Origin of the sequence: Salmonella sp. SG203, assembly GCF_013350575.1 — a bacterium.
In the GTDB taxonomy this organism is placed as follows: domain Bacteria; phylum Pseudomonadota; class Gammaproteobacteria; order Enterobacterales; family Enterobacteriaceae; genus Salmonella; species Salmonella enterica.
This window is the reverse complement of sequence record NZ_SNMT01000013.1, coordinates 121,801-134,049: the sequence shown is the minus strand read 5'-3', so window position 1 is coordinate 134,049 and position 12,249 is coordinate 121,801. Positions and strand designations below refer to the sequence as shown.

Here is a 12,249-nt window from a genome sequence, read left to right as displayed (position 1 = left end):
GTCCGGTTACAGCTACCGTATCAACTATGCCAAAACGTTTGATAAAACCGGCAGTACCCTGGCGTTCGTCGGATACCGCTTCTCGGACCGCCATTTTCTGTCCATGCCGGAGTACCTGCAGCGTCGGGCCACTGACGGCGGCGATGCATGGCATGAAAAACAGAGCTACACCGTGACTTATAGCCAGTCCGTTCCGGTACTCAACATGAGCGCGGCCCTCTCGGTAAGCCGGCTCAATTACTGGAACGCACAGTCCAACAATAACTACATGCTCAGCCTCAACAAGGTGTTCAGTCTCGGCGACCTTCAGGGACTCTCGGCCTCGGTGTCGTTTGCCCGTAACCAGTACACCGGCGGGGGTAGCCAGAACCAGGTCTACGCCACCATCAGTATCCCGTGGGGAGACAGCCGCCAGGTGAGTTACAGCGTACAGAAAGATAACCGGGGCGGCCTGCAGCAGACCGTGAATTACAGCGATTTCCATAACCCGGACACTACATGGAACATCAGCGCCGGTCATAACCGTTATGACACCGGCAGCAACAGCAGCTTCAGCGGCAGCGTGCAGAGCCGTCTGCCGTGGGGCCAGGCGGCAGCGGACGCCACCCTGCAGCCCGGACAGTACCGCAGCCTGGGCCTGAGCTGGTACGGCTCGGTGACCGCCACCGCCCACGGTGCCGCTTTCAGCCAGTCGATGGCCGGGAATGAGCCCCGCATGATGATAGATACCGGAGACGTGGCCGGTGTGCCGGTGAACGGCAACAGCGGAGTGACCAACCGCTTCGGGGTGGGCGTGGTGAGCGCCGGCAGCAGCTATCGCCGCAGCGATATTTCGGTTGATGTGGCCGCCCTGCCGGAGGACGTGGACGTCAGCAGCTCCGTCGTCAGTCAGGTACTGACGGAGGGCGCGGTGGGCTACCGGAAGATTGACGCCAGCCAGGGGGAGCAGGTGCTCGGTCATATCCGGCTGGCTGATGGCGCAAGTCCGCCGTTTGGCGCCCTGGTGGTGTCCGGGAAAACCGGCAGAACCGCGGGGATGGTCGGAGATGGCGGTCTGGCCTACCTGACAGGTCTCAGCGGGGAAGACCGCCGGACCCTGAATGTATCCTGGGATGGCCGGGTGCAGTGCAGACTCACCCTGCCGGAAACGGTGACACTCAGCCGGGGGCCGCTGTTACTGCCCTGCAGATAAAAATATCCCTGTCACAGAGTAGGTCTAAAGGAGAAAACAGGTGAAAAACAGCAGAAGAAGCCGTGTGATTTTACTCGCACTGGCGGCAGCATGGAGCCAGTACAGCCCGGCGGCCGTCAATGTTGACCGGACCCGTATTATCATGGATGCGCCGCAGAAAACGGTGGCCATCACGCTGAATAACGATGACAAAACCACGCCGTTCCTGGCGCAGTCCTGGGTGACGGACGCTGACGGGGTGAGAACCGATGCGCTGATGGCGCTGCCGCCGCTGCAGCGTATTGATGCCGGACAGAAATCCCAGGTCCGCATCACCCAGGTTCGCGGGCTGACAGATAAGCTCCCTCAGGACAGGGAAACACTGTTCTGGTTTAACGTGCGGGGCGTTCCCCCGAAGCCAGAAGACGACAACGTTCTGCAACTGGCCATGCAGAGCCAGCTGAAACTGTTTTACCGTCCGAAAGCCATTATCAGAAGCAGCAGTGACCAGCCGGAAAGAAAGCTGACTGCTGAGCGGAATGCGGGACATCTGACCCTCAGAAACCCGACGCCGTACTACATCACTGTGGCGTGGCTGGGAGCAGACCGTAGCCACAGGCTCAGCGGTTTCCGCGAGGGCGTGATGGTGCCGCCCCTGGGGAACCTGCCTTTAAAGGCTGTTCTGCCGGCAGAAACCCGGACGCTGTGGGTGGGGTATATTGATGATTACGGGGGACTGCAGATGAATCGCTACACCTGCGATGCCCTGAACTGTGCGTTTAAGGACGCAGGGGCGACATCATGACAGGACGATTATTCAATATGAAATCACTGATACTGTCAGGTGTGTTTCTTTTCTTTGCTGTCTGTGATTCTGCGCGGGCAGCTATCGAATGGTCATATTGTGACGCGAATGGACATGTCGGCATTCAGAATATTAATCTGAAGGGTGGAACATTCTTCACTGATCAGGAGCTGCAGAGCGTTACCGTTCCCATTAGTTATACCTGTTATACAAAATGGAAAAGTTACGGACCCTCTTACTACACAACTCTTAATCTTTACAATATGAGGGAGGTAGTAACTGCACTAAGAAAAAGCGGTCTCGGCATGGATATCACTGTTCAGGAAGGGACGTCGGCTTCCGTAACATTTACATGGAAAGAGATACAGGCAGGATTTTCTGGCTGGAGCAGCTCAAAAGTATTCGGGCAATATATGGACCCGGAGAAAACATATAACCGGAGCGGAACGCTGACGTTTCGTATATTTGTGTATCAGGCGTTTAAGAATAACTTTTTGAACATAACTATACCATCAAGCACGATTAACATATTACCCTATGACCCAAATGGTGTAAGCCCCCCATCTGTTTCATTCAGACCTTTAACTGTTTCTGCGTTTAATCTCAGGTTTATTCCTGACAACTCAGGCACGGTTATTATCTCTCCTTCTAATACTATCAAAATGGGGCATTTTTATACGGAATATAAGGAAACCATGGTGCCCAGGGAAGTACCTTTCACCGTTACAGCACAACAGAATGTCGGAACGCAGATCCCGTTCGACGCCCCACTGGCTATAGAGTTCAGGACCAACGGTCTGACACTGGCAGATGCTGACAGCACCGTGCTTCTTAAGAATGATAAACAAGAATACAATGGTTTCAGACTGTCGGTAATGGATGTGGATAATAATACACCAGTTAAATTTAATGTGAAAGCAGATATGGAATCTATCCATCTTGATAACGGTGCCGGTGGCAGAATTATAAAAAAGTACAAAGCAAAGGTCGAAGCTATACCCGGTGAGGTAATTAAAACAGGTGCTTTTTCAGCCGCAATGACAGTTATTGTTACTTACAATTAGCAGGATTAAATACCATTTCCTGATAGTTAATTAAAAATAGATATAAATTTATCTTTATGATTATTTTTTTCTTCTCGGTCTTTTTCACTAAAAAACGGAGAGTCTGCATGTCTTCTGATAAATCAAAAGAGAAGATAGTTTTTTCAGGTAACGATATTCATTATCCCGGACAGACCAACCATGATGCCTGTTTTATTCCGGTAAGTGTCCGCCAGTATGCCGGCGAGCCCCTGTATATCATCGTGGCACACTGGTGCCTGTTGCAGCAGAACTGGGTTCAGCGTAACCAGATAGCAGAGGCGTTTCACATCACGGCCAGACGGGCCAGCTACCTGATTGCCTATCTGCGAAGCAAAACATCGCGGGTGGTCAGCATCTGCCGTCACCAGACCCTGCCCAATAAAGCACGACGCTATGAGATTTATGTTATCCGGGTTCTTGGCAGTCCCACCCCGTCCACGCGCCGTGAAAAAGCCGGACCGCCGCTGGTATCAAAACGCCGGGTCGGTAATGGTGACAGGTCGATGGCAAATGAACTGTGGAACCGGCTGTGCAGTAACAGAAATGCGGGAAAGATCCTGAAAAAGAAGGAGGATGAGGATGACGGAACATAACCGGATGCCGGCCCGGCAGATTATCGTTTACGGTGACTGCTGGCCGGTGACGATCGCCGTGGCACACCTGGTCCGAAGATTTCTGCCGGGCTGCAACTGTGAAACCGCATACAGGCTGCCTGTTCTGTTGCAGCAATTACGTCGGAAACCGGAGGCCATACTGATACTGTGTCTGCGTCCCCGTGAACATCTCTTTTTGTTCTATTCCCTGAGACAGATACTGCCGGACTACCCGGTTATGATTATCAGCGATGAGCTGTTTTTCAGCGACCGGGTGGTACTGAAGGTATACGGCGGCATCCCGGCGCTGCTGGAGCAGGAACTGGCGGAGATACTTATTCGGTGGCGGCGGGATGAACAGTGGGCCGGGGGCGCACGCCTGCGCAGGACAGGAGGGCTGGACGCCTTTTTGTTATCTCCGGATCCGGTGACGGGCTTTCTGGAAGTGCCACCGATATTTAACAATCCGAAGCGGTTGATGAACTATATGGATCAGTTGATGCACCGGGAGATACTGGCATGCGGAGTGAGCCTGGCCCAGTTACGCTTGCTTCAGGAAGTTTACCGTGGACGAGGAAGGTTGTCAGCGTTGTGTGGAAGGCTGAATACACAGGAGAAGCAAATCTGGCAGGACAAATACCGGTTACTGGTGAAGCTGGGAATGCGGAACCGATTACGGGAACTGCTGTTTGGTACCCGGTTTTGTAAATCACTGCAGCGAACTCCGTTTATCGCTCCGCAATAACCCGCCTCCGGCGACCCTATCCAGAAACACTGACACGCCGGCTACACCCGGTGGCGGTGGGGTATGTTTTGCCTGTAGTGGAGTAAAATACAGAATTCAGGCGGGACGCTGAATGTATGGCCTTTCATACCGTTTGATAAGTAAAAACGCTTCTGGAATGAAACCCGACGTGAATGATACGGCCTGAGCAGAAGCGTTACATATTTACTGCATGATCCCGGTATAGCCATGAATTCCCATATACACGCCGACCAGACCAATCAGAATGCTCGAAAAATAGGGCGCCCGCCGGGCAAGCGTCGAAAAACCACTCCAGCGCTTTGCTGCCTGTTGAACGCTTATCGCCGCGCCAACGCCTACCGTCACCAGCGTTAATGCCAGGCCAAGACTAAAGCTCAGCACCATCGTGGCGCCCAGTGTAAACGCTTTAAGCTGGATACAAATCAGTAAAACGGTGATCGCAGCCGGACAGGGGATAAGCCCTCCGGTCAGGCCGAATAGCAGGATCTGTCCATTAGTCACTGTTTGACCATCAAAACGGCGTTGAATATCGGCAGCATGGGCGCGTTCATGGGCATCCTGATACGCTTTTGACGTTGCGCCTTCCGGATGTATGTGACCATGATGGTCGTGGTCGTGGTCGTGGTCGTGGTCGTGGTCGTGGTCGTGGTCGTGGTCGTGGTCGTGGTCGTGGTCGTGGTCGTGGTCGTGGTCGTGGTTGTGATGATGGTTTCCCGCCAGCCACTGCTGCTCGCCTCGCCATGTCCGCCAGAACATCCAGCACGCGGTGCTCAGAATAATGATCGCAGAAATTAACTGCAGCCATGGTTCCACTGATTGTGCGGTGAATGCCCGGCTAAGATACATCCCACCCAGAGCGATTAACCAGACGATCGCGGTATGAGAAAGCGTTGCTGCCAGACCGAGCATGACAGCCTGTTTAACCGTACCTTTAATGGCAATGATAAAAGCCGCCATCATGGTTTTGGAGTGCCCTGGTTCAAGCCCGTGCAAAATACCTAATAAAATGGCGCTGGGAATGAAGAACCAGCCGTTTCCTTGCTGAAGAAGTGTCGAAAATTCACCCATGAGAATGATTCTTAGTTGTTTTATGTGGGGCGTCATTCTACTCCCCCCCAGTATGGAATACTACCCCCCAGTAACATCGTAATGCTATAATTTGTATTCGTTAATGTTAGTGAGGTGTTGCAATGTCACATACCATCCGGGACAAACAAAAGCTTAAAGCCAGAACCAGCAAGATTCAGGGGCAGGTGATAGCGCTAAAAAAAATGCTGGATGAACCGCATGAATGCGCGGCCGTGTTACAACAGATCGCGGCGATTCGCGGCGCGGTAAATGGCTTAATGCGCGAGGTGATTAAAGGGCATCTGACCGAGCATATCGTTCATCAGAGTGATGAAGCCAGACGTGAAGAAGATCTGGACGTAATATTAAAGGTGCTGGATTCTTATATAAAATAGCCGGGAGTTATATCCCGGCTATCTTTTACTTTAGCCGAAAAACATCACCGATACGCAAAGTAAACCGACGACCAACGTAATGAAATTACCTATTGAACGGTAGGGTTTCAATGCCGGTATCAGGTACGTTGACAACGTGGGCATAATAAACAGGATCATCGCAATGAGCGGGCCGCTAATGGCATAAATCATAGAGATGGCATTCGGGTTAATACAGCAAATAATAAACGTAATCCCGGAAACCAGCATGATAGACAGCGCGCGATTGAACGCCCGGCTTTTTTTTACGCCAACCTGCTGTAGGGTGGTTCTTACCATCTCGGTTGCGCCCTCAATGACGCCGAAATAGGTGCCGAGGAAAGATTTCGACATGGCCACGACGGCAACGATAATACCGGAAATAGAGAGCCAGGCCGGCGCATTGGGCATCATCGAGAGCGCGGAAAGGATGGTAACGCCTTCGTTGCGCGCGTCTTCAATGTATGACGGCGGAATGGAGAGCAGGCAGCTAAAGACAAAGAACAGCACGCTCAGGCAGATAATCAGATAGGCGACCTTCATGATCTTTCTGCATTTATCCATGGCCTGATCGCCAAAATTTTCCCGTCTGTCGATGGCAAACGTCGAAATAATGGGCGTATGGCTAAAAGCAAAAACCATCACCGGAATAGAAATCCATATCTGGTGCAACGTGTGACTATCCAAAGACATCTGCCCGGTCAGTAACGAGGGTTGCCAGCTTCCGGTTAAGTAGAGCGAAAGGAACAAGAAGTAAGCGATAAGTGGAAAGACTAAAAAGCCCATTACGCGAAGAGTGGCATGTCTTCCCATTAAGAAAATCATATTCAGGATAAGTACTACGCCGAAGCTAACTGCCATCCGGATGCGAATATCTATCTGAATATGCTTCGCTAATTGCTCTGTCAGGGAATTGGTAATCGCCACAGCATAAATTAATACCACGACAAAAAACGCAATGAAATAAAGCGTGGTAATAATATTGCCGATTTTCTTGCCGTAATAATGAGTAACGGCGCCAGTAATTCCCTCACCGGCAGAAGTCTTTGAGGAAAGAATAAACTGACACAGCGCCTTATGCGGCCAGTATGTTAGAGGCCAGGCGACCAGCGCGGTAATAAATAGCACGATTGCGCCTGCCGATCCCAACTGGATGGGAAGGAAAAGAGTGCCTGCGCCTACAGCCGTTCCGTATAATGCAAAACTCCAGAGAGTCTCATCTTTTGACCAAATTTTAGACATTATTTGAATTTATCAACTATAAAACACACAAAAAGAAGCGCAATTTACCATAAATAGCGTCAGTTGGGGGCGTTTTAAGCAGATGGATGTCGTGGAGGAGGAGGGCCGGGAGCGTTGCGATCCCGGCAAAAAAGAGCAATATCATGCACTAACGCGCTGTTGGCGGCGAGTCACTATTCGTTGGCGTAAAACATCGTATGCCCAGTTGTACAGCATCGTGTACGGCAAAAAGAACAGGAAGAAACCAATTTCCAGGGTGAATGCTTGTAGCAGGCTGACATTCAGTACCCAGGCGACAATACTCACGCCAATGACAATAAACCCACTTTCAAATCCTAACGCATGGAATGCGCGCACTTTGGCGGTTCGTCTCACCTGATGCGCAGGCCACAGTCGATCAAACAGAGCGTTATAAATGATATTCCAGATCATGGCCGTCGTTGCCAGCAATATTGTCAGGCCGCCCATCTCCAGCACCGAGCGCTGCATTAGCCAGGCGGTCGTTGGCGCCAGTATTGCAGTCGCAATACCTTCAAAACAGACAGCATGGAAAATACGCTCCGGCAGCGAGCGACGTTGTATGGCGTCATGTTGCATAAACGAAAAAACCTTACTCTTAATCGAACTAAAGAAATTTCCGCTATTTTATCGTTTAATATGATACCTAAAAGATAACATCCATCGATAAAGTAGATAGGTTATGCGTTACTCACCTGAAGCGTTAATGGCATTTGTTGAGACCGTCTCTTGCGGTTCGTTTTCTGCGGCGGCGCGCCGCCTGCGTAAAAGCCAGTCCACCATTAGTACCGTCATTGCGCATCTGGAGGCGGATCTGGGATTTTCATTATTTGATCGATCATCGCGCCAGCCCGTTCTGACCGAAGAAGGAAAACGGGTGCTTAGCTATGTTCAGGCTATTTTATCGGCGAGCGATCGTCTGGATGAGGTGGCGCTGACGTTATCCGGCGAGACGGAGGCAAGACTCACGTTCGTCCTCTCTGATACCCTGCACCCTGACAGTCTGGAAGAGTTAATGGCGCAGTTTGATCGTCAATTCCCGCATACCGAGTTTGAATGCTTGATCGGAGAAAATGATGATGTCATCGACCTGCTGCAAAAAGGGCGCGCCCAGATAGGCCTGATTGAAGCGCGTGATAACTATCCCACAGACATTGGCGCGACGCGTCTGCCTGTTCAAAGCTGGATGGGGGTTTATGTGGCGACCACGCATCCGTTGGCGTCGCAGACGAACCTGCAATGGGAGCAACTGCATACCTGGCGCGAGCTGCGTCTGAATACCTACCTTGACTCTAACGCCAACATTACGCGCGGCCCGGCCTGGTCAGCGCCAAACTATTTATTGCTGTTGAGCATGGCGGTTCAGGGATTTGGCTGGTGCGTATTGCCCTGCGCGCTGGTGGAAGAGTTTGCGGCGGAAAAACCGCTGGCGCAGCTGGATGTTCCTGGCTGGCCGAGGGCGATTGCTATTGATTTGTTGTGGAACAAGAAGACGCCGCCCGGAACGGCGGGGAACTGGCTTCGCTACCATTTACAGCAGAAATAAGCTGCGCCACCGTCAAATCAGCGTCATTTCCTTTGTGATAAAACTCACTTTTTTTAAACAATCAAGATAACTAATTTTAACAATGCTCTACTATGGCGGTGTCATTTTGCGCTGAGGTGGTAATGAAAGAGGTTGTGATAGTGGGGGCTTTACGGACACCCATCGGCTGTTTTCAGGGAACGCTGGCCCGTCATTCCGCCGTCGAGCTGGGGAGTATGGTCGTAAAAGCGTTAATTGAGCGCACCGGCGTGGACGCTAATGCTATCGATGAGGTCATCCTCGGTCAGGTACTGACGGCTGGCGCCGGGCAGAATCCGGCGCGCCAGTCAGCCATCAAAGGAGGGCTGCCGACTACCGTTTCCGCTATTACCATTAATGACGTTTGTGGTTCCGGTTTAAAAGCGTTGCACCTGGCGACGCAGGCTATTCAGTGCGGCGAAGCGGACATTGTTATTGCGGGCGGGCAGGAGAATATGAGCCGTGCGCCGCATGTCCTCAATGACAGCCGTACCGGCGCGTTGCCTGATGCCGACAATCTGGTGGATAGTCTGGTACATGATGGCTTATGGGATGCCTTCAACGATTATCACATTGGCGTGACGGCAGAAAACCTGGCGCGGGAATATGGCATCAGCCGCGAGTTACAGGATGCTTATGCGCTCAGTTCGCAGCAAAAAGCCAGGGCCGCGATTGATACCGGGCGTTTTAAAGATGAGATTGTCCCCATCGTCACGCAACGTAATGGGCAGACCGCAATTGTCGATACGGATGAACAACCGCGGGCCGACGCCAGTGCGGAGGGGTTAGCCCTGCTGCATCCGGCGTTTGATAGTTTAGGTTCGGTGACGGCGGGTAATGCCTCCTCAATCAACGATGGCGCCGCCGCGGTGATGATGATGAGCGAGGCGAAAGCCCAGGCGCTGGGGCTGCCGGTGCTGGCGCGCATCCGCGCGTTTGCCAGCGTCGGCGTCGATCCTGCGCTAATGGGGATTGCGCCGGTATATGCTACCCGGCGCTGTCTGGAGCGTGCCGGCTGGCAACTGACGGAGGTCGACCTTATCGAAGCCAACGAAGCGTTTGCCGCCCAGGCGTTGTCGGTAGGAAAAATGCTGGAATGGGATGAGCGACGGGTAAACGTTAATGGCGGCGCGATTGCGCTGGGGCATCCCATTGGCGCTTCCGGCTGTCGAATTCTGGTTTCACTGGTGCACGAAATGGTTAAACGCGACGCGCGTAAAGGCCTGGCGACGCTGTGTATCGGTGGCGGTCAGGGCGTTGCTTTAACCATTGAACGCGACTGATCCTGCGCCAGCCATCCTTTTCCTGTTTCAGTATTCCGTCATAAAAAGCCCTCTATCACGAGGGCAAAGCCAGTGACAGAACCCCCTTTTTCGTTATAGCGCGGAACGTCTTGCCGCGTCGGGCATTGCAGACGCATACCGCTTTTAATTCAATTCGCACATCAGACCTCGTTCTAAAACAAGCTCCAATTTTTATCTGGGTAACCGCATACAGCATCTGGCGCGCATGTCTGAAAATCAGACAAATGCGTAAGTTTTAGCGCCGATCGTGATCGCTACAGCAGTTTTAAAAATAACCAGACATAAAAATGAAACGTTGTTTTATTTATTGTTGAAAACCTTTATCCAGGCGACTATGATGCCGTTAAATAAATCAAAATAGTGTTTTGATTTTATGCCGTTGCGATCGATTTATCATTGGAGGGAAAAGTGGACGTAAGGCAAAGTATCCATAGCGAGCACGCTAAAACGCTGGACACCCAGGCGCTGCGACGCGAGTTTTTAATAGAAAATATTTTTGTCGCTGATGAATATACGATGGTCTACAGCCATATCGACCGTATTATTGTCGGCGGCATTATGCCCGTCAGCCATCCCGTTGAAATCGGCGGAGAAGTAGGTAAACAGCTTGGCGTTTCCCGATTACTGGACCGCCGCGAGCTGGGCGTCATTAATATTGGCGGCGCGGGCGCCATTATCGTTGACGGGCAGCGCCATGACATTGGTCATCGTGATGCTCTGTATATTGGTAAAGGGGCGAAAGAGCTGGTCTTCGTCAGCAATGAGGCGAGCAGACCGGCGAAGTTTTATTACAACTGCGCGCCAGCGCACACCGCTTATCCGACGAAAAAAGTGTCGCCTGCCGACGTTGCGCCCGTCACCTTAGGCGATAACCTCACCAGTAACCGTCGCACCATCAATAAATACTTCGTACCGGATGTACTGGAAACCTGTCAGCTCAGTATGGGACTCACCGAACTGGCGCCCGGCAATCTATGGAACACCATGCCATGCCATACCCATGAGCGCCGTATGGAGGTGTACCTCTATTTCAATATGGAAGAGGACAGTTGCGTTTTCCATATGATGGGGCAGCCTCAGGAAACCCGTCATATTGTGATGCGTAATGAACAGGCGGTTATTTCCCCAAGCTGGTCAATACATTCCGGCGTTGGCACCAAAGCCTATACGTTTATTTGGGGCATGGTGGGAGAAAATCAGGTCTTCGATGACATGGATCACGTTGCGGTACAAGATCTGCGCTAGTCGCGACCGGTGATAACGCCTGTGCGTGACAGGCATGACAAAAATAAGGATTAACAATGATTTTGAATGCATTTTCTCTTGAAGGTAAAGTCGCGGTTGTGACGGGGTGCGATACCGGATTGGGGCAGGGGATGGCGTTAGGGCTGGCGGAAGCGGGCTGTGACATTGTCGGTATTAACATTGTTGAACCGACGGACACTATTGCGCGCGTCACCGCTCTGGGACGTCGTTTTTTAAGCCTGACGGCCGATCTGCGCCAAATCGATGGTATTCCGGCGCTACTGGAACGGGCGGTGGCGGAATACGGTCATATTGATATTCTGGTGAATAACGCGGGTTTGATCCGTCGTGAAGATGCGATTGATTTCACGGAAAAAGACTGGGATGACGTCATGAACCTGAACATCAAGAGCGTGTTCTTTATGTCTCAGGCGGCGGCAAAACATTTTATTGCCCAGGGCAACGGCGGCAAAATTATTAATATCGCGTCTATGCTTTCCTTCCAGGGCGGCATTCGCGTTCCGTCTTATACCGCGTCGAAAAGCGGCGTAATGGGAATAACGCGTCTGATGGCGAACGAGTGGGCGAAACACAATATCAATGTAAACGCCATCGCGCCGGGCTATATGTCCACGAATAATACCCAACAATTGCGCGCTGATGCACAACGTAGCGCCGAAATTCTCGACCGTATTCCGGCTGGACGTTGGGGGCTACCGAGCGATTTAATGGGGCCGGTAGTCTTCCTGGCATCCAGCGCCGCTGATTATATTAACGGCTATACCATAGCGGTAGATGGCGGTTGGCTGGCGCGTTAATCCGCTACTGACAAATGCGTTTCTGGGAAAATCGACGCTTTGGCCGAAAAAACTGATAAAGCCCTGTCCTCGTACAGGGTTTTTTTATGATCTCATTAGCATAGTCCATATTGTGGGTTTAACTTAATCCATATATTGTTAAATAATAGCTATGATC

13 protein-coding genes are annotated in these 12,249 nt (G+C 51.7%); 10 read left to right on the top strand and 3 right to left on the bottom strand.

Translation table 11 applies throughout. The features are described 5' to 3' along the window. From HV477_RS18250 to HV477_RS18230, 5 genes are all read left to right on the top strand, one after another. Positions 1-1,192 (top strand): fimbria/pilus outer membrane usher protein (locus tag HV477_RS18250; protein ID WP_175065244.1); only part of this gene is annotated, 1,192 nt, incomplete at its 5' end. Between the two features lie 40 nt (positions 1,193-1,232). Then, the gene (gene stdC / locus HV477_RS18245) at positions 1,233-1,976 is read left to right on the top strand and encodes a fimbrial biogenesis chaperone StdC (RefSeq protein ID WP_000798504.1); all 744 of its coding nucleotides are present in this window, start codon (positions 1,233-1,235) and stop codon (positions 1,974-1,976) included. Then, positions 1,973-3,040 carry a fimbrial protein gene (locus HV477_RS18240; RefSeq protein ID WP_023233804.1) on the top strand — a complete coding sequence of 356 codons (1,068 nt, stop codon included), beginning with the start codon at positions 1,973-1,975 and terminating at the stop codon, positions 3,038-3,040. Before stdC ends, HV477_RS18240 begins: the two co-directional genes overlap by 4 nt. 107 nt (positions 3,041-3,147) lie before the next feature. After that, positions 3,148-3,654 carry a CaiF/GrlA family transcriptional regulator gene (locus tag HV477_RS18235; RefSeq protein ID WP_023232679.1) on the top strand — a complete coding sequence of 169 codons (507 nt, stop codon included), beginning with the start codon at positions 3,148-3,150 and terminating at the stop codon, positions 3,652-3,654. After that, the gene (locus HV477_RS18230; protein WP_000134795.1) at positions 3,641-4,399 is read left to right on the top strand and encodes a transcriptional regulator; all 759 of its coding nucleotides are present in this window, start codon (positions 3,641-3,643) and stop codon (positions 4,397-4,399) included. The genes HV477_RS18235 and HV477_RS18230 overlap by 14 nt, the downstream gene beginning before the upstream one ends. Positions 4,400-4,603: 204 nt before the next feature. On the opposite strand, the gene HV477_RS18225 is transcribed toward HV477_RS18230, so the two are convergent. Further along, entirely contained in the window at positions 4,604-5,488 is an 885-nt protein-coding gene (locus tag HV477_RS18225) for a nickel/cobalt efflux protein RcnA (RefSeq protein ID WP_000503704.1), read from the bottom strand. A gap of 122 nt (positions 5,489-5,610) precedes the next feature. Between HV477_RS18225 and rcnR the strand changes: the two genes are divergently transcribed. Next, positions 5,611-5,883, top strand: a complete 273-nt coding sequence (gene rcnR, locus HV477_RS18220) for a Ni(II)/Co(II)-binding transcriptional repressor RcnR (RefSeq protein WP_000019953.1) — start codon at positions 5,611-5,613, stop codon at positions 5,881-5,883. Positions 5,884-5,913: 30 nt separating this feature from the next. On the opposite strand, the gene HV477_RS18215 is transcribed toward rcnR, so the two are convergent. Further along, the gene (locus tag HV477_RS18215; protein WP_079898921.1) at positions 5,914-7,143 is read right to left on the bottom strand and encodes an amino acid permease; all 1,230 of its coding nucleotides are present in this window, start codon (positions 7,141-7,143) and stop codon (positions 5,914-5,916) included. A gap of 141 nt (positions 7,144-7,284) precedes the next feature. Continuing rightward, positions 7,285-7,740: a multidrug/biocide efflux PACE transporter gene (locus HV477_RS18210; protein ID WP_017465480.1), complete on the bottom strand. Its 456-nt coding sequence runs from the start codon at positions 7,738-7,740 to the stop codon at positions 7,285-7,287. 103 nt (positions 7,741-7,843) lie between these two features. On the opposite strand from HV477_RS18210, the gene HV477_RS18205 reads away from it, so the two are divergent. From HV477_RS18205 to kduD, 4 genes are all read left to right on the top strand, one after another. Further along, positions 7,844-8,707, top strand: coding sequence for a LysR family transcriptional regulator (locus tag HV477_RS18205; protein WP_175065243.1), 864 nt, complete (start codon positions 7,844-7,846; stop codon positions 8,705-8,707). Positions 8,708-8,829: 122 nt separating this feature from the next. Further along, the gene (locus HV477_RS18200; protein WP_000665980.1) at positions 8,830-10,008 is read left to right on the top strand and encodes an acetyl-CoA C-acetyltransferase; all 1,179 of its coding nucleotides are present in this window, start codon (positions 8,830-8,832) and stop codon (positions 10,006-10,008) included. Between the two features lie 429 nt (positions 10,009-10,437). Then, positions 10,438-11,274, top strand: a complete 837-nt coding sequence (gene kduI, locus HV477_RS18195) for a 5-dehydro-4-deoxy-D-glucuronate isomerase (RefSeq protein WP_000383270.1) — start codon at positions 10,438-10,440, stop codon at positions 11,272-11,274. Positions 11,275-11,330: 56 nt separating this feature from the next. Beyond that, positions 11,331-12,092 carry a 2-dehydro-3-deoxy-D-gluconate 5-dehydrogenase KduD gene (gene kduD / locus HV477_RS18190; RefSeq protein WP_000602476.1) on the top strand — a complete coding sequence of 254 codons (762 nt, stop codon included), beginning with the start codon at positions 11,331-11,333 and terminating at the stop codon, positions 12,090-12,092. Positions 12,093-12,249: the final 157 nt, after the last annotated feature.

Bases quoted from the DNA above. Each gene is read 5' to 3' on its own strand.
- HV477_RS18240 (WP_023233804.1), top strand. From the start codon at position 1,973: ATGACAGGACGATTATTCAATATGAAATCACTGATACTGTCAGGTGTG.
- HV477_RS18235 (WP_023232679.1), top strand. From the start codon at position 3,148: ATGTCTTCTGATAAATCAAAAGAGAAGATAGTTTTTTCAGGTAACGAT.
- HV477_RS18230 (WP_000134795.1), top strand. From the start codon at position 3,641: ATGACGGAACATAACCGGATGCCGGCCCGGCAGATTATCGTTTACGGT.
- HV477_RS18225 (WP_000503704.1), bottom strand. From the start codon at position 5,488: ATGGGTGAATTTTCGACACTTCTTCAGCAAGGAAACGGCTGGTTCTTC.
- rcnR (WP_000019953.1), top strand. From the start codon at position 5,611: ATGTCACATACCATCCGGGACAAACAAAAGCTTAAAGCCAGAACCAGC.
- HV477_RS18215 (WP_079898921.1), bottom strand. From the start codon at position 7,143: ATGTCTAAAATTTGGTCAAAAGATGAGACTCTCTGGAGTTTTGCATTA.
- HV477_RS18210 (WP_017465480.1), bottom strand. From the start codon at position 7,740: ATGCAACATGACGCCATACAACGTCGCTCGCTGCCGGAGCGTATTTTC.
- HV477_RS18205 (WP_175065243.1), top strand. From the start codon at position 7,844: ATGCGTTACTCACCTGAAGCGTTAATGGCATTTGTTGAGACCGTCTCT.
- HV477_RS18200 (WP_000665980.1), top strand. From the start codon at position 8,830: ATGAAAGAGGTTGTGATAGTGGGGGCTTTACGGACACCCATCGGCTGT.
- kduD (WP_000602476.1), top strand. From the start codon at position 11,331: ATGATTTTGAATGCATTTTCTCTTGAAGGTAAAGTCGCGGTTGTGACG.